This is a genomic window from Streptomyces sp. NPDC014006 (genome assembly GCF_043088925.1).
In the GTDB taxonomy this organism is placed as follows: domain Bacteria; phylum Actinomycetota; class Actinomycetes; order Streptomycetales; family Streptomycetaceae; genus Streptomyces.
In genome coordinates this window covers 145512-160508 of the sequence record NZ_JBICAJ010000001.1, presented here as the reverse complement: position 1 = coordinate 160508, position 14997 = coordinate 145512, and the positions used below count along the sequence as shown (strand labels likewise).

Annotated in this window: 13 protein-coding genes; 6 read left to right on the top strand and 7 right to left on the bottom strand. The window is 70.9% G+C overall.

Annotation, left to right across the window (positions count from 1 at the left end; translation table 11 throughout):
* Positions 1–219 precede the first annotated feature (219 nt).
* Together ACF1GV_RS00720 and ACF1GV_RS00715 are read right to left on the bottom strand one after the other, a co-directional pair.
* Complete coding sequence (locus tag ACF1GV_RS00720) at positions 220–1092, bottom strand: LPXTG cell wall anchor domain-containing protein (RefSeq protein ID WP_391676641.1); 873 nt, start codon at positions 1090–1092, stop codon at positions 220–222.
* A gap of 126 nt (positions 1093–1218) precedes the next feature.
* The gene (locus ACF1GV_RS00715) at positions 1219–2355 is read right to left on the bottom strand and encodes an ROK family protein (protein ID WP_391676639.1); all 1137 of its coding nucleotides are present in this window, start codon (positions 2353–2355) and stop codon (positions 1219–1221) included.
* Positions 2356–2403: 48 nt separating this feature from the next.
* Here ACF1GV_RS00715 and ACF1GV_RS00710 point away from each other — a divergent pair, with 48 nt between their 5' ends.
* The 3 genes from ACF1GV_RS00710 to ACF1GV_RS00700 all read left to right on the top strand — a co-directional run bounded on the left by ACF1GV_RS00710 (position 2404) and on the right by ACF1GV_RS00700 (position 4939).
* Complete coding sequence (locus tag ACF1GV_RS00710) at positions 2404–3483, top strand: Gfo/Idh/MocA family oxidoreductase (protein ID WP_391676637.1); 1080 nt, start codon at positions 2404–2406, stop codon at positions 3481–3483.
* Positions 3480–3974, top strand: coding sequence for a heme-degrading domain-containing protein (locus ACF1GV_RS00705; RefSeq protein ID WP_391676635.1), 495 nt, complete (start codon positions 3480–3482; stop codon positions 3972–3974). Before ACF1GV_RS00710 ends, ACF1GV_RS00705 begins: the two co-directional genes overlap by 4 nt.
* Before the next feature lie 101 nt (positions 3975–4075).
* Positions 4076–4939, top strand: coding sequence for an LLM class F420-dependent oxidoreductase (locus ACF1GV_RS00700; protein WP_391676633.1), 864 nt, complete (start codon positions 4076–4078; stop codon positions 4937–4939).
* Positions 4940–5025: 86 nt separating this feature from the next.
* On the opposite strand, the gene ACF1GV_RS00695 is transcribed toward ACF1GV_RS00700, so the two are convergent.
* From ACF1GV_RS00695 to ACF1GV_RS00680, 4 genes are all read right to left on the bottom strand, one after another.
* Positions 5026–5883, bottom strand: a complete 858-nt coding sequence (locus ACF1GV_RS00695; RefSeq protein ID WP_391676632.1) for a fumarylacetoacetate hydrolase family protein — start codon at positions 5881–5883, stop codon at positions 5026–5028.
* A gap of 187 nt (positions 5884–6070) precedes the next feature.
* Positions 6071–6790, bottom strand: coding sequence for a YidC/Oxa1 family membrane protein insertase (locus tag ACF1GV_RS00690; protein ID WP_391676631.1), 720 nt, complete (start codon positions 6788–6790; stop codon positions 6071–6073).
* A gap of 180 nt (positions 6791–6970) precedes the next feature.
* Complete coding sequence (locus ACF1GV_RS00685) at positions 6971–7282, bottom strand: DUF6412 domain-containing protein (RefSeq protein WP_363267314.1); 312 nt, start codon at positions 7280–7282, stop codon at positions 6971–6973.
* A 75-nt stretch (positions 7283–7357) separates the two neighbouring features.
* Positions 7358–7891 (bottom strand): winged helix-turn-helix transcriptional regulator, encoded by a 534-nt coding sequence (locus ACF1GV_RS00680; RefSeq protein WP_391676629.1) that lies wholly within the window; start codon positions 7889–7891, stop codon positions 7358–7360.
* A 273-nt stretch (positions 7892–8164) separates the two neighbouring features.
* Here ACF1GV_RS00680 and ACF1GV_RS00675 point away from each other — a divergent pair, with 273 nt between their 5' ends.
* The 3 genes from ACF1GV_RS00675 (at position 8165) to ACF1GV_RS00665 (ending at position 14243) form a co-directional block, all read left to right on the top strand.
* Complete coding sequence (locus ACF1GV_RS00675; RefSeq protein WP_391678426.1) at positions 8165–9538, top strand: MFS transporter; 1374 nt, start codon at positions 8165–8167, stop codon at positions 9536–9538.
* An 85-nt stretch (positions 9539–9623) separates the two neighbouring features.
* Positions 9624–10634 carry an SEC-C domain-containing protein gene (locus tag ACF1GV_RS00670; protein ID WP_391676628.1) on the top strand — a complete coding sequence of 337 codons (1011 nt, stop codon included), beginning with the start codon at positions 9624–9626 and terminating at the stop codon, positions 10632–10634.
* A gap of 465 nt (positions 10635–11099) precedes the next feature.
* Positions 11100–14243, top strand: a complete 3144-nt coding sequence (locus tag ACF1GV_RS00665; protein ID WP_391676626.1) for a DUF3427 domain-containing protein — start codon at positions 11100–11102, stop codon at positions 14241–14243.
* On the opposite strand, the gene ACF1GV_RS00660 is transcribed toward ACF1GV_RS00665, so the two are convergent.
* Entirely contained in the window at positions 14240–14932 is a 693-nt protein-coding gene (locus ACF1GV_RS00660; protein WP_391676625.1) for an ATP-binding protein, read from the bottom strand. The two genes, ACF1GV_RS00665 and ACF1GV_RS00660, sit on opposite strands and share 4 nt — an antisense overlap.
* Positions 14933–14997: the final 65 nt, after the last annotated feature.

Below are 14997 nucleotides of genomic sequence, written 5' to 3'. Positions count from 1 at the left end.
GCGCCGGAACCACGGCGTACCGACGCCCCCAGCCTAATCAGCAGTCGCTGATCTCGACCCCGCCGAGGACGCTGATCTCGGCTGCCGGGCGGTATGCGGGGTCAGTTGGGGGTCGCGGACCTCCATCTGTCGACGGGGGCCCGGTCGTCGAGGCAGTCCACGCCAGGATCGTCGCCCGACGCGACGGCCCGGCCCGGCCCGGCGGCGCCCGTGTCCCCGTCAGCGGCGTCTGCGCAGCACCAGCAGTGCGGCGCCGCCCAGCAACAGGGCGACGGCGGCGCCGAGCGCGCCGTCGGCGATGCCGGTACGGGCGAGTTCGTCGATGGCGAGCGCGCCGGTGGGAGCGGGGGTGGGGGCCGGGGTGGGGTCGGGGGTGGGGTCGGGGGTGGCGGGGGTGCGGGCGGGGCCGGGGGGTGTGGCGCCGGGGTCGGTGGCGGGGTCCTGCTGGGGCGCGGGCCCGGACGGGTTGTGTACAGCGAAGCGGTAGTCGTTGGACTGGCCCACCCAGTCGCCGTCGTCGTCGTGCCTTCGGACGACCGCGGCCTCGGCGGTGACCTCGTTGGGTACGGCGTCGGCGGTGAACGCGAGCCGCACGCGCACGGTGAGGGTGCGGCGCGGCCCGACACTGAACCCCCCGAAGCCGTCCGTCTCCCCGAACGCGCCGACCAGCTCGTCCTCGTCGGTCGTCTCGAACCGGACGGAGCGGGTGCGGGCGCCGTCGTCGAACTCCAGCCGCGGCTGGGCCGCCGTCAGCGCACGCCGCTCGTCCACCAGGACGACGACGGGGTGAACGGCGGTGCAGGTGCCGTGGGTGGTGTTGGTCAGGTCCAGATACCAGACGCCGTACCCGCCGCCGGCGTCGTACACCGCGGGGCCACCGCGGATACGGGCCCGGAGGGGGAAGCCGGAGGAGCCGGTGTCGGTGGCGCAGGCGGGGTCGGGGGCGAGGGCGGCGTACGCGGGGGCCGTGAGGACATGTGCTGCGGGCGCCGCAGCCGTGACGGCGGTCGCCGCGTGGGCCGGTAACGGCAGCAGGGGCAGCAGCGTGGCGGCTGCCGCCGCGGGGACAGGGGCGAGCGGGAACAGTCGCATGATCACATGAGTGTGGCGGGTGGGGCGGGGGCCCGGCGGAGGCGTACCGAGCAGGCCCTCGAACGGCGGAGGGAAGTCATCCGACCGTGGCACGGGCACCGCCCGCCCGGCCGCGCGCCCCGCCTCCTACGCGTCCCGCCGCCCGAACACCGGCCCCAGGACCAGCTGCCCCGCACCCGAGGCGACCCCCCACTCCCCGCCCCCGGCGATCCGCACCGGCACCGCACCACCGGGCGTCCCCTCACGGACCGCCCGCTCCTGGAGGACCGCCGCCACCCCGCGTACGAAGGTCTCCGGCGCCCGCGCGACGACCCGCCCCCCGAGCAGCACCCCGTCGATGTCCAGCAGCCCCACGAGATTGGCCGCCCCGGCACCCAGCACCCGCGCGGCCTCCGCCGTGTCCCCGCGCCGTACCGCCCCCAGGCACAGCACCTCGATGCAGCCGCGGTCGCCGCACCCGCACACCGGACCGTCCAGCTGGATCACCTGGTGGCCGAACTCCCCCGCCCCGGTCCGCGCCCCTCGGTGCACGATCCCGCCGACGACCAGCCCGGCGCCCAGTCCCGTGCCGAGATGGAGGTAGGCGAAGGAGCCGCCCTCCCCGGCGACGGCGAGGCCGAGCGCGGCGGCGTTGGTGTCCTTGTCGACGACGACCGGCAGGCCGAGGCGCCCGGCGAGGGCGTCCCGCAACGGGAAGCCGTCCCACTCGGGGAAACCGGTCACCCGGTGCAGCACGCCCCGCACATGGTCGAGCGGTCCGGGCAGCGCGACGCCCACGCCCAGCACCGACCCGGCCGGCACCGAGTCGGCGAGCGGCCGCACCGCCCGCTCCACGCCGCCCAGCACCGCCGCGGCCCCCGCCCCGAGGTCGAGCGGCGCCCGCTCCCGCCCGACGACCGCGCCGGTGAGGTCGACCAGCACGGCCCGCAGCTCGTCGCGGTCCAGATGCACCCCGACGGCGTGTCCGGCGTCCGGCACCAGCCGCAGCACCGTGCGCGGTTTGCCACCGGTGGAGGCCCGGCGCCCGGCCTCGGCGGCCAGCCCCTGCTCCCGCAGCCGTGCGGTGATCTTGCTGACGGCCTGCGGGGTCAGCCCCGTGCGCTCGGCGAGTTCGAGCCGGCTGATGCCCTCGGCGCCGGCCGTGCGCAGCAGCTCGAGCACGAGCGCGGTGTTGTGGCTGCGCAGCCCCAGCAGATTGAAGCCGCCCCTGCTCGCGCCGCCGTCGCCTTTGATCTCACCGTTCGTACCGCTCACAGCCCCCATTGTCCCTGCCGCTTGCACTTTGGCAACAGCGTTGCGAAAGTGGGAGGCATGACAGGTACGACAGGCACCCCCCTCCGCGTGGGCCTCATCGGCTACGGCCTCGCGGGCTCCGTCTTCCACGCCCCGCTGATCGCCACCACCGACGGCCTGACCCTCGACACGGTCGTCACCTCCCAGCCCGAGCGGCAGGAGCAGGCACGCACCGAGCACCCCGGTGTGACGACCGTGGCCGGCGCCGACGAGCTGCTGGAGCGGGCCGGCGACCTCGACCTGGTCGTCATCGCCTCCCCGAACAAGACCCACGTCCCGCTGGCCACCGCCGCCCTCGAGGCGGGGCTGCCGGTCGTCGTGGACAAGCCGATCGCAGGGACGGCCGCCGAGGCCCGCGAGCTGGCGGCGCTCGCCGAGGAGCGCGGGCTGCTGCTGTCGGTCTTCCAGAACCGCCGCTGGGACAACGACTTCCTCACCCTGCGCAAGCTGCTCGACGAGGGCGCGCTGGGCGACGTGTGGCGCTTCGAGTCGCGCTTCGAACGCTGGCGGCCCAAGCCCAAGGGCGGCTGGCGGGAGTCCGGCGACCCGGCGGAGATCGGAGGCCTGCTGTACGACCTCGGCAGCCACGTCGTCGACCAGGCGCTGGTGCTCTTCGGCGCCGTCACCCAGGTGTACGCCGAGTCGGTGGTCCGGCGCGCGGGCGCGCAGGCCGACGACGACACGTTCCTTGCGCTGACCCACGCGAACGGGGTCCGCTCCCACCTGTACGTCTCCTCCACCACCGCCCAGCTCGGCCCGCGCTTGCGGGTGCTCGGCTCGCAGGCCGGCTACGTCAAGTACGGCCTGGACCCGCAGGAGGCGGCGCTGCGCGAGGGCCTGCGCCCGGGCCCCGGCTGGGGCGCGGAGCCGCAGGAGCTGTGGGGTCGCGTCGGCGCCGGGGAGTCCCCGCTGACCGGCGGCGGCCGCGCCGAACCCACCCTGCCCGGCGACTACCCGGCCTACTACGCGGCCGTGGCGAAGGCCCTCACCGGCACCGGCCCCAACCCGGTGACCGCGCTGGAGGCGGCCGACGCCCTCGACGTCCTGGAAGCGGCCCGCCGGTCGGCCCGCGACGGAGTGGCGGTGACCCTGCGATGAGCGGACCGACCCCGAAGTTCACCCCGGAGCTGACCCCGAGCATCGAGGAACTGGAGGCCCAGGAACGCCGCCTGGTCTTCCGGCAGTTCACGCACGACGACGCGTGGGCGCTCGGCTCGCTGCTGGTCGGGCTGGCCCGTGAGCGGCAGGCCCCGGTCGCCATCGACATCCACCGGGCCGGCCAGCAGCTCTTCCACGCCGCCCTGCCCGGTTCCACGCCGGACAACGACTCCTGGATCGCCCGCAAGCGCCGGGTCGTCGAACGCTACGGCAGCGCCTCCTACCTGGTCGGCGCCCGCTTCCGCGCCAAGGGGACCACCTTCGAGGAGTCCTCCCGCCTCGACCCGGACGTGTACGCGGCCCACGGCGGCTCCTTCCCGATCACCGTGGAGGGCGTCGGCGTGATCGGCGCGGTCACCGTCTCCGGGCTGCCCCAGCTGCAGGACCACCGGTTCGTGGTGGAGGCGCTGGAGGAGTTCCTGAAGATCTGAGGAGTTCCTGAAGATCTGACGTGCGCCGGGATTAACCCGGGGGACCCTCCGGTTGGGACTGGCCGTAGACGCGATGATCACGGACCCGTCCGGAGGGACCCATGAGCACGGTGCAGGACACGATCGGCCGGTACGGCATCTGGAGCGTGGGCCTGCGCTCCGAGGACCCGGCCCGGCAGGGCGAACGGGCCGACGCGGCAGCCGAGTTGGAGTCGCTCGGCTTCGGTGCCCTCTGGCTCGGCGGCAGCAGCGCCGTCCACCACGCCGAGCCCCTGCTGGCGGCGACCGGGCGCATCACCGTCGGCACCAGCATCCAGAGCATCTGGCAGCACACGGCTGCCGACACCGCGGCCCGCTTCGCCGACCTGGAGCGGGCCCGCCCCGGCCGCTTCCTGCTGGGTCTGGGCGTCAGCCACGCGAAGCTGGCCTCGCAGTACCGCCGCCCGCTCGCGGCGCTGGCCTCCTACCTCGACGAACTCGACGCGGCCGGCGTCCCCGCCGAGCGCCGCGTCCTCGCCGCGCTCGGTCCGAAGAACCTCCGGCTGTCCCGGGACCGCGCGGCGGGCGCGATCCCGTACCTGGTCACGCCCGAGCACACCGCCGAGGCCCGCGAAACCCTGGGCGACGCTGCGCTGCTGGCCCCGGAACTGAAGGTCGTCCTGGAGACCGACCCGTCCCGCGCCCGCGAACTGGCCCGCGCCGCCCTCGCCGTCTACCTGGGCCTGCCCAACTACACGAACACCTTCCTCCGCCTCGGCTTCACCGAGGCCGACCTCACCGGCGGCGGCAGCGACCGCCTCATCGACGCGGTGTTCGCCTGGGGGACGGAGGACCGGATCCGCGAGCGCATCGACACCTACGTCAAGGCCGGCGCCGACCACATGGCACTCCAGCTGGTGACCGACGGCCCGAGGGAAGACCTCCCGAGGGAGGCATGGCGGAGGCTGGCTTCTCTGCTCCGGTGAGGTGGCCGCCCTGAAGGGGCGCGGGGAACTGCGCGAGCAACCACAAACGACCCGCAGCCGCCCGCGCGTCACAACCCACCCGCCCCTCAGGCGTCCTTGAGCTCCTGCCGCTGCCGTCCCAGCCCGGAAACCTCCAGCTCCACCACATCCCCGGAACGAAGGTACGGCTTCGGCTCGGGCTGCCCCATCGCAACCCCCGCAGGCGTCCCCGTGTTGATGACGTCCCCGGGGTACAGCGTCATGAACTGGCTGACGTACCGCACGACCTCGCCCACCGGGAAGATCTGGTCGGCCGTGGTCCCGTCCTGCTTCAGCTCGCCGTTGACCCACAGCTTGAGGGCCAGCGCCTGCGGGTCGGGCACCTCGTCCGCGGTCACCAGCCACGGCCCGAGCGGGTTGAACGTCTCGCAGTTCTTGCCCTTGTCCCAGGTCCCGCCCCGCTCGATCTGGAACTCCCGCTCGGACACGTCGTGCGCGACGGCGTACCCGGCGACGTGCGCGAGCCCTTCCGCCGCCGAGCCGAGGTAGCGGGCGGTACGGCCGATGACGACCGCCAGCTCGACCTCCCAGTCGGTCTTGACCGAGCCCCTGGGTACGAGCACCGTGTCGTTCGGGCCGACGACCGTGTCGGAGGCCTTGAAGAAGATCACCGGCTCGGCGGGCGGCTCGGCACCGACCTCGCGGGCGTGGTCGTAGTAGTTCAGCCCGATGCACACGACTTTGCCGATGCGGCCCAGCGGCGGACCGATGCGCAGCCCGGTCGCGTCCAGCGCGGGCAGCTCACCGGCCTCGGCCGCGGCGCGGATACGGCCGAGGGCCGCGTCGTCGGCGAGCAGCGCGCCGTCGATGTCCTCGACGAGGCCCGACAGATCCCGCAGGGTCCCGTCGGCGTCGAGCAGCGCCGGGCGCTCGGCCCCGGCCGTACCGACTCGCAGCAGCTTCATGGTCGTCACCATCTTCCTCGATCGCGGGCGCCCGGCCGATGGTGCCGCCGGGTGCGGCCGTGGCGCGACAACCATCGGAGGACTGGTCGATCCTCCAAGGGGGGGGTCCACTCCGCAAGACCCGGTTCACGTACTGGACCGTAGGGCGAGCCGGGCGGGAGGGGCTCGTGCGCCGGACGGGAGCGGCTCAGCGGTAGAGCACCGCCCGTTCCACCGCGCTCCACGCCGTGCTGGTCACGACGTACAGCGCGGCGGCCAGCGGTACGACGGCGACGGTGACAAGGGTGAAGAAGGACATGAACGGCATGGCCTTCGTGACGGCGCCGATGCCCGGAACCTGTTCGCCCGCCCCGGCCGCCGCCGGCATGGGGGCGTTCTCGGCCATCATCCGGCGGGTGCGCCGGAAGTTGACCGTGGCGACGACCGCGACCAGGGCGAACAGGGCGAGGTAGACGAGTCCCGCGCCGCCGAGCGGGCCGCCTGCGGCAAGGGCGTCGGCCCAGCGGTCGCCGAGCGGCGCCGCGAACAACTGGTGGCCGAGCAGCCCGTTGGCCTCGCCGCCGATGCTGGTGCTGGAGAACAGGTGGTACATCAGGAAGAACGCGGGCGCCTGCAACAGGCTGGGCAGGCAACCGGACAGCGGGGAGACCTTCTCCTCGGCGTGCAGCTCCATGATCGCCTTCTGCAGCTTCTGCGGGTCTTCGGCGTGCTCGGTGCGCAGCTCGGCGATCCGCGGCTGGAGCGCGGCCTTGGCCTTCTGCCCGCGGGCGGCGGCGCGGGACAGGGGGTGGACCAGCAGCCGGACGAGCATCGTGAACAGCACGATCGCCGCGGCGGCCGCGGAGGCGTGGAACAGGGGCTGGAGCAGCTCGGCGAGCCGCTCGACGAGGTGGGCGAAAACGGACATGGGTGAGTGGCCCTCCGGGGTCACGTCGTGCCGGAACGATGGAGATCGTCGCGTTCGACCGGATCGACGAGATCGATGCAATCGATGTGGTCGACGGGATCGAGGCGATCGGCATGACGACCCACGCGGGGACCCGTCCGCCCGGGGAACGGTGATGCCCGTGGGAGGCGGCGGGATGCCCTACGCGGTGGTCGCCGGGAGGGCGTGTCCGGGTGCCCTGGGCCGGCGGCGGCCGCGCGCGTCGGGATCGCGCTGGGGCAGGAAAGCCGTACGACGGGCACGGTCGCGTATCGCGGTGCGGACCCGCGTGGACGGCACGCCGGGCACGCAGAGCGCGGTGACCAGCGCACACAGCGCGAGCGCGGAGCCGACGGCGGCGGTCGCGGCGAGGGCGACGGTGGCGGAGAGGCTGCCGGTGTCGAGCAGGGCGATCTGCAGGACGAGGAGCAGCAGCGCGGCGGCGGGACGCAGCCCGGCCCAGTCGCGGTTCATCGGCGATCCCCCCGCCCTCTTCGTCGTACGCCCGGTGGGTACGGGCTGTTCTTCCGCCCTGTTCGTCCAGGCCGTTTATACAGGATCCGGTTCGAGCGGCTGCAGCAGCCTCCGGGGCTGGAGCAGGGCCCGGCTGACCGGATCCGCCGGGTCGGGATCGAGTCCCGGCCCCGGCTCCATGACAACGTCCGGGACCGGCACGACGGTTCCGCACTCGGGACATTCGCCGTAGGGACCGAGTTCGCGCTCGGTGCCGCAGCCGGCGTGCCGGAAGAGGCGCAGCGGCCGCTCGCCGTAGTGCTCGCGGCCCCACAGGCCGAGCGAGCGCAGGGTGGGCCACAGGGCGATGCCGCGCTCGGTGAGGACGTACTCGTCGCGCGGCGGTGACTGCTGGTACCGGCGCTTGTACAGGATTCCCTGCTCGGTGAGGGCCTGCAGACGGGCGGCGAGGACGGCGCGCGGGATGCAGAGGTGGACGAGGAAGTCGTTGTAGCGCCGGACGCCGAAGAAGGCGTCGCGGATGACGAGCAGCGTCCACCGCTCGCCGACGACCTCCAGCGCCCGGGCGATCGAGCACTCCTGCGCCGCGTAGTCCTTGCCCAGTGCCATGAGGCCACTGTACCGATTTCTCTGCCATAGGTTCAATCACCGAACCAACCTGCTACGGTGACGGTACCTCCTAGGTTCAGTGAGCGAACCGACGGTTCCGCGACCGAGGTGGTGCCAGGTCCCACCCGGTCCCGTGTGCCCACGAGGGACCGTCCCGGAAAGGAAACGGCGATGCCCAGCTCCGACCTCCCCAGCGCCGAGGCGACCTCCGCGCCGCCCGTGCCCCCGGCGTCCGCGCCCCCGGTGTCCGCACTCTCCGCGTCCGCGGTCCCGATGTCCGGCCGGAAGCCCACCGCCGGCGGGGAAACGACCCCCACCGCCGCCCGCCCCCGCGCCACCCTCGCCCTGACCAGCGCGGCCACGGCCATCGCCCTGATGACCTACACGGCGCCGATGGTCACGCTCCCCGACACGGCCGCCGATCTGCACACCCCTTTGTCCGCGCAGGCCTGGCTGCTCAACGGCACCCCGCTCGGCCTCGCCGCCCTCCTGCTGGTCGCCGGCAGCCTCGCCGACGACTACGGCCGCCGCCGGATCTTCACCGCCGGCACCCTGGCCCTCGGACTGACCACGGCCCTGGGCGCGCTGACCACCTCCACGTGGCTGTTCACGCTGGCCCGCATCGCCCAGGGCGCGGCCAGTGCGGCCCTTTTGGCGAGCAGCCTGGGCCTGATCGTGCACGCGTTCCCGACCCCGCGCGGCCGGCTGCACGCGACCGGCGTGTGGGGCGCGTTCGTCTCCGGCGGCATCGCCGTCGGCCCGCTGCTCGCCGGTGCCCTGCCGCACTGGCGGGTGGCGTACGGCGTCCTGGGCGCGGCCGCCGTGGTGACGGCGGCCCTGTCGACGCGCACCCTGACGGAGTCCCGCGCGCCGCGCGGAGGACGCCCCGACCTGCTCGGCGCTCTCACCTTCGGTCCGGCGCTGGTCTGCCTGGTGGCCGCTCTGACCCTGGGCCGGGACGGCTGGCTGCGCGCCCCGGTGGGCCTGTTGCTGCTGGCCACGCTGGTCCTGCTCGCTCTCTTCGTCGTGGCCGAGCGCCGCACCGCAACCCCGATGATCGACCTGACCCTGCTGCGCCGCCCCCGCTTCCTGGCGTCCTCGGCGGGCGGCCTGTTCACGGGACTGGCGGTGATCGGCCTGTTCAGCTATCTGCCGGCGCTGCTGCAGCAGACGCTCGGGATGTCGGCGATGGCGACGGCGTGGCTGTTCCTGCTCTGGTCCGGCCTGTCCTTCGTCGTGGCGTTGCAGGCACGGCGCCTGGCGGGCCGTGTGCCGCCCCGCCTGCAGCTGGCGGCGGGCTTCGTCCTGCACGCGGCGGCCGCGCTGACGATGCTCGGCGCGCTGTCGGCCCACTCCTGGCCGCGCCTGCTGCCGGGCCTGCTGATCGGCGGGATCGGCAGCGGACTGCTGAACGCCGCGCTGCCGCTGGTCTCGGTCGAGTCCGTCCCGCCGGAGCGCGCGGCGATGGGCTCCGGCGCCCAGCAGACCTTCCGCTACATCGGCTCGTGCGCCGGCGTCGCCCTCACCATCGCCCTGGTGACGTCCACGAAAAGCCTGCCCGACGGCGCGGACGTCGCACTGCTGGTGTCGGCGGCCCTGGCGGCCGTGGGAGCGGTCGGGGTGGGGGTGTTGCGGGAGCGGGACTGAGGGCGTGGGTCACCCCCGTCCGGACATGCAGCCCTGGCCAGCGGACACCTCACGTTTGTCATTCATCGGCAGTACGGTGTCCCCCATGCGCTCCGACACGCCCGCCGAGAACGTCGACCACACCGCCGAAGCGGCACGCCTGGAGCGGACCGCCGGCCTGTATCCCGAGGACGCGGAAGCCCTGCTGCTGCGGGCCGCGGCCCACCTGGAACTGGCCGGCGACCGCCCCGCCGCGACCACCCTCTACGACCGCCTGCTCGCGACCGGGGACTTTCTGGAACACCCCCACCTGATCCGCGCCCGCAAGGCCGCGAACCTCTGGGAGTACGACCACGAGGCCGAGGCCCGCGCGATCATCGAAGGCATCCGCGTGGCCGCCCCCCGCGATCCGCTTCCCTGGGTGATCGTGGCGGAGGCCTTGGAGTCCCACGACGAACTGGAGGCGGCCCAGGACACGTTCACGCAGGCCGCGTACCTCCTGGTCCCCTCGGAGGGCGAGCCCCCCTACTCCACGCGCCCCCTCCTGTTCGGCCGCCACCGGGTGCGCCGCATGCTGGGCCTGCCGCACGACGACTGGGACGCCCTGGCGGACACCCTGAACACGGCACCGGTCCCCCTGGACGAACTCCACGACCCGAAACGCGTCTGGTCCCTGGGCTCCTCGAACCCGGCGGAACTCCAGGCGGAGATCTCCCGCCTCCACGCCGAGCTGGGCACCTACCGAGAGGCCCTCTCCCGTCCCTTTCCGGTGGCCGTCCTCCACTGGCCGGCGCCGGAGCTCGCCGAACTCGTCGCCGACTACCCGGCCCTCGCGGAGGAGTACCCCTCCTACGAGGACCACCTGGCGACGATAGAGACGTCCCTGCGCGAACTGTCCGCCTCCGGCACCCCCAACCTGGGCATCGTCACCGGCACGGTCCCCTCCTACGAGGCCTTCGCCGCCTCGGAGGGCACGTCCCCCGCAGACCCGACACTGCTCCCCCAGTACGCGACGACACTGGCGGCACGCGGCAGGGCGGTGCCCTGGCCACCGGAGCGGGGGGAGGCTTGCTGGTGCGGGTCGGGGGCGGTTTATGGGGAGTGTCACGGCGCCTAAGACCCAGTACGCATACCCGGGAGAGGGCCCCCACCCGCGCCCCGCAAGCCGCCAACCCACCCGGCGTGCATGCGAGGCGCCGTAGCGTCCCCGCGCACCAGTCACCACCTGAGTAACCGAGACGTACGCAACCGGGCCCCACTTCCCTCTCGGCCGCCCGCTCGCTTCTCCCCCGTGCTGGAGCGGTCCGAGTCAAGGGTGGCCCAAAGGGCCATCGCCGAAGGCGACGCGCAGCGCCCTTTACTCGGACCGCTCCAGCACGACCCTGGCAAAGAAGCGGGCGGCCCAACGGCGCGACAAAAGCCCCTCTGCCTCCTCCTCACCAAGCGTTCGCAAGTGATCCCTTTCCTCCAAGGACGCTCCGGGTGTCAGTGACACCTGTTAGAACTGATCGCCATCAGGACTAAGCACTGTGGGGTCGTGCGCAGGAGCGCAGGTCAAGGCGGCAAGACAGAGGGGGCCAGGGTGGCGTATTCGGGGGGCGCGAGGAAGCCGGTCGCGGGCGTCTACGAAGAGCTCATCACCGAGGGACTCCACGAGCGAATAGAGAGACTGGCAGCAGCAGGCTGGAAAGCAATCGACGTGGAGGTCAGCGCCGAGTCCGCCCCTCATGTGCTGGCTCGCTACATCGGTGAGGCGGTGTCCCAAGAGCTGAGCCAGGTGCCACGCGACCAGCAGGTGGCCGTTGCGAACCGTGTCTTGCAGGCGCTGACCGAAACCAAGGCTGGCCCGGAAGCCAGTACGGCGGATGCCATTCTCGAGGGTCCGCGTCAGTTGATCACACTGGCCAAGCAGGAAGCTCCTGGCGTGTACGCCGTACGCCCGCTTACTCCCCTGTCGGAAACTGCTCTGATCACCAACTCCCCCGAGGACCCCAGCCTCGGCAGCGAGTTGCGTGCGGAGCTTGCCACAGCAGACCGTGTCGACCTGATCTGCGCGTTCGTGAAGTGGTACGGGTTGCGGGTCCTCGAGGACTCCCTCCGTGCCGCCCGGGACCGAGGGGTCCCCATCCGGGTCATCACGACCACCTACATCGGCGCCACCGATCGGCACGCGCTGGACCGTCTCGTCCGTGACTTTGGCGCTCAGGTCAAGGTCAACTATGAACTCCGCTCGACGCGACTGCATGCGAAGGCTTGGCTCTTCCGACGCAACAGCGGCTTTGACACGGCGTATGTCGGTAGCTCCAACCTCTCCAAGGCTGCCTTGCTGGACGGGTTGGAGTGGAACGTTCGTCTGTCCTCGGTTGCCACACCCGCGGTGCTCAACAAGTTCGAGGCGACCTTCGACGCCTACTGGAACGACAGCGCATTCGAGGCATACGACCCGGACACCGACGGCGAGCGCCTGGACCAGGCTCTCGCTCAGGCTAGCGGGAGCAGCCCGTCGGCCGACCTGAAGATCAACCTCTCCGGCTTGGAAGTACGCCCCTTCCCTCACCAGCGGGACATGCTCGAGCGTCTCCGCGTCGAGCGTGAGATCCGGGGCCGTCACCGCAATCTTCTGGTTGCAGCCACAGGGACCGGCAAGACGGTCATGGCCGCGTTGGACTACCGGAACCTTCAGCAGAAGCTCAAAGACGCCTACCCCCGGTTGCTGTTCGTAGCCCACCGCAAAGAGATCCTCAACCAGTCGATCCGCACATACCGTGAGGTGCTAGACAACGCATCCTTCGGTGAGCTGCTTTACGGCGGCCAGGACCCGAACGACTGGAACCATGTCTTCGCCAGCGTCCAGTCACTGAACGTGCAGCGACTGGAGCAACTCGACCCCGACCACTTCGACATCATCGTCATCGACGAGTTCCACCACGCCACGGCGGCCACCTATCGTCGAGTCCTCGATCACTTCAAGCCGAAGGAACTCCTGGGCCTGACGGCGACGCCTGAACGCATGGACGGGCTCAACGTGCAGGACGAGTTCTTTGACGGCCGCATCACGGCGGAGATGCGCTTGTGGGAGGCGCTCGAGAACGACATCCTGTGCCCCTTCCACTACTTCGGCATCCCGGACGGGACCGATCTCACCCACCTCGGCTGGCAGAAGGGGTCCTACACAGAGCGCGATCTCGACGACCTCTACACCGGTAACCACGCCCGGGCTCGCATCGTCGTCAAGCAGATCCGTGACAAGGTCGCCAACCCCGGTGCCATGCGTGCACTTGGCTTCTGTGTGACCAAGGCTCACGCACACTTCATGGCTGACTTCTTTCGCAAGGCCGGGTTCGCAGCCGTCGCCCTTGACAGCGACTCACCGGCTGACGCCCGCGCCCAGGCACTGGCGAACCTTCGAGACGGCCAGCTACAGGTCATCTTCTCCGTCGACCTGTTCAACGAGGGCCTCGACATACCTGACGTGGACACACTGCTGTTGCTGCGGCCGACCAACAGCGCCACCGTCTTCCTTCAGCAGCTGGGCCGGGGGCTGCGACGCACTCCCACGAAACCGGTCGTAACGGTTCTCGACTTCATCGGCCAGCACCGGACGGAGTTCAGATTCGAGGAGCAGTTCCGGGCGCTCACCAACCTGACCCGCAACCGCCTGGTCGACCACATCGAGCACGACTTTCCGCAGCTTCCTTCTGGATGCCAGATCATCCTTGAGGGCAAGGCGAAAGAGCTCATCCTCGGCAACATCCGCTCGCAGTTGGGCGCCACGATCAAAACGTTGGTGAAAGAGGTCAAGGACTGCCGCGAGCCTCGTCTCGCCGACTATCTGCGGGAGAGCCGCCGCGAGATCAAGGAACTGTACAAGAGCGACACCACTTGGACGACAGTCCTGCGCAGGGCCGGCCTGGTGAGCGACCCGGCGCCGGATGGAGAAGCTGCGCTTCTTAAGCGCGTCCATGCCTTCCTGCACGTCGATGATGCTGAGCGGGCCCAGGCCTACCTCCGACTGCTGGCCGATGACGCCCCTGCCTACGCACGCCTCACGGCAAAGGACCAGGCGTATGCCCGCATGCTCTTCTTCAACCTCTGGGACGACGCAGGCAGCTACACAAGCTTCGACGAAGGCCTTGAGGCTCTGCGCGGACAGCGGTTCGTCCGTGACGAACTGCGGCAAGTACTGACGTACGTCATCGAGCGGTCCGATCATTACCCGATCGACCTGTCAGGACCGCACCGCGACCTCCCGCTCAAAGTGCACAGCGCCTACAACCGCTCCGAAATCCTGGCGGCGCTCGGTGTGGCACGCTTCGGCGGCCAGATGCCCCGATCGTTCGCACAGGGGGTGCAGTGGGTCGAGGATCTCAAGACAGACGCTCTCCTCATCACACTGGAGAAGAACGAAAAGGACTTCTCCCCTACGGTCCGCTACAAGGACTACGCCCTGAGCCCAACCCTCTTCCACTGGGAGTCTCAGAACGCCACCGCAGAGAACTCAGCCACGGGCCGGCGCTACCAGGAACACGTCCAGCAGGGCAGCCACGTACTCCTGTTCATGCGTCGCTACAAGAACACCGACATCGGCAAGCCTCAACCGTGGATGCTCCTTGGCCCGGCCACATACGTCGAGCACAAGGGCAGTAAGCCAATGGGCATCACCTGGCGTCTCGAGCACGAACTGCCAGCCGATGTGTGGACGTACGCGGCCATCGCAGCGAATTAGCCGGCCGAGGGGGCCCCACCGCGCCCGACCTGAGCCTCGAAGTGCGTCTGCGCACGGTCGAGGACGTCATCGGCGTCCCGCCCATGCGTCTGAAGCCAGTGGAGGAGATCGGTGATGATGTCGATGGCGGTCTCCTCAGCACAGGTGAGCCACAGCCGACCGGTGCCCACGTGATCAACGCTGCCTTGCCTGCGCTCGACACGACCGCCGTACACATCCAGTAAGCCTTGCGCTCTGCTGACACGTGGGCACGGCCGCTTCGAGGGCGAGATCGACCGCCCAGTGGTTAACTCGCACCACGTCACCTTTCGATCAGGGTGCAACTCCACGCCCCAGCGATTGGTGGTGGCCGCTACGAGAGCCATTCCACGCCCACCTTCACTGTCGGCTCCGGCTTCGACCAGAGTGGGCAACGCCCGCGTGTCCGGGTCGTGGACCTCGATCCGCAGACACCGTCCGTCCGTGGTGACGACAAGGGTCGTTGGAGTCCCTGGGCCGACATGGGCGATGACATTGGACACCAACTCGGTGACGCACAGCTGGGAAGGCTCCACCAGGTCGGACAGCCGCCACTTCTCTAACTGAAAGCGCGTCAACCACCGCAGAGAGGACAGCTCATGGGGTTCCGCCAGGAGCGGCAGCTCCCAGCACCTCGTCATCACCTGGGCCTCCTTGCTTCCAAGGTTCATCCAAGCCATCCCCTCACACTGAAGTCATGACGCGCTGCATCCGTCTACATACATAGAGTTGCACT

What these genes read in the sequence shown, in the direction of transcription:
- ACF1GV_RS00720 (WP_391676641.1), bottom strand. Translation starts at nt 1,092, where the DNA reads ATGCGACTGTTCCCGCTCGCCCCTGTCCCCGCGGCGGCAGCCGCCACG.
- ACF1GV_RS00690 (WP_391676631.1), bottom strand. Translation starts at nt 6,790, where the DNA reads ATGTCCGTTTTCGCCCACCTCGTCGAGCGGCTCGCCGAGCTGCTCCAG.
- ACF1GV_RS00705 (WP_391676635.1), top strand. Translation starts at nt 3,480, where the DNA reads ATGAGCGGACCGACCCCGAAGTTCACCCCGGAGCTGACCCCGAGCATC.
- ACF1GV_RS00710 (WP_391676637.1), top strand. Translation starts at nt 2,404, where the DNA reads ATGACAGGTACGACAGGCACCCCCCTCCGCGTGGGCCTCATCGGCTAC.
- ACF1GV_RS00700 (WP_391676633.1), top strand. Translation starts at nt 4,076, where the DNA reads ATGAGCACGGTGCAGGACACGATCGGCCGGTACGGCATCTGGAGCGTG.
- ACF1GV_RS00695 (WP_391676632.1), bottom strand. Translation starts at nt 5,883, where the DNA reads ATGAAGCTGCTGCGAGTCGGTACGGCCGGGGCCGAGCGCCCGGCGCTG.
- ACF1GV_RS00680 (WP_391676629.1), bottom strand. Translation starts at nt 7,891, where the DNA reads ATGGCACTGGGCAAGGACTACGCGGCGCAGGAGTGCTCGATCGCCCGG.
- ACF1GV_RS00660 (WP_391676625.1), bottom strand. Translation starts at nt 14,932, where the DNA reads ATGAACCTTGGAAGCAAGGAGGCCCAGGTGATGACGAGGTGCTGGGAG.
- ACF1GV_RS00685 (WP_363267314.1), bottom strand. Translation starts at nt 7,282, where the DNA reads ATGAACCGCGACTGGGCCGGGCTGCGTCCCGCCGCCGCGCTGCTGCTC.
- ACF1GV_RS00675 (WP_391678426.1), top strand. Translation starts at nt 8,165, where the DNA reads ATGTCCGGCCGGAAGCCCACCGCCGGCGGGGAAACGACCCCCACCGCC.
- ACF1GV_RS00715 (WP_391676639.1), bottom strand. Translation starts at nt 2,355, where the DNA reads ATGGGGGCTGTGAGCGGTACGAACGGTGAGATCAAAGGCGACGGCGGC.
- ACF1GV_RS00670 (WP_391676628.1), top strand. Translation starts at nt 9,624, where the DNA reads ATGCGCTCCGACACGCCCGCCGAGAACGTCGACCACACCGCCGAAGCG.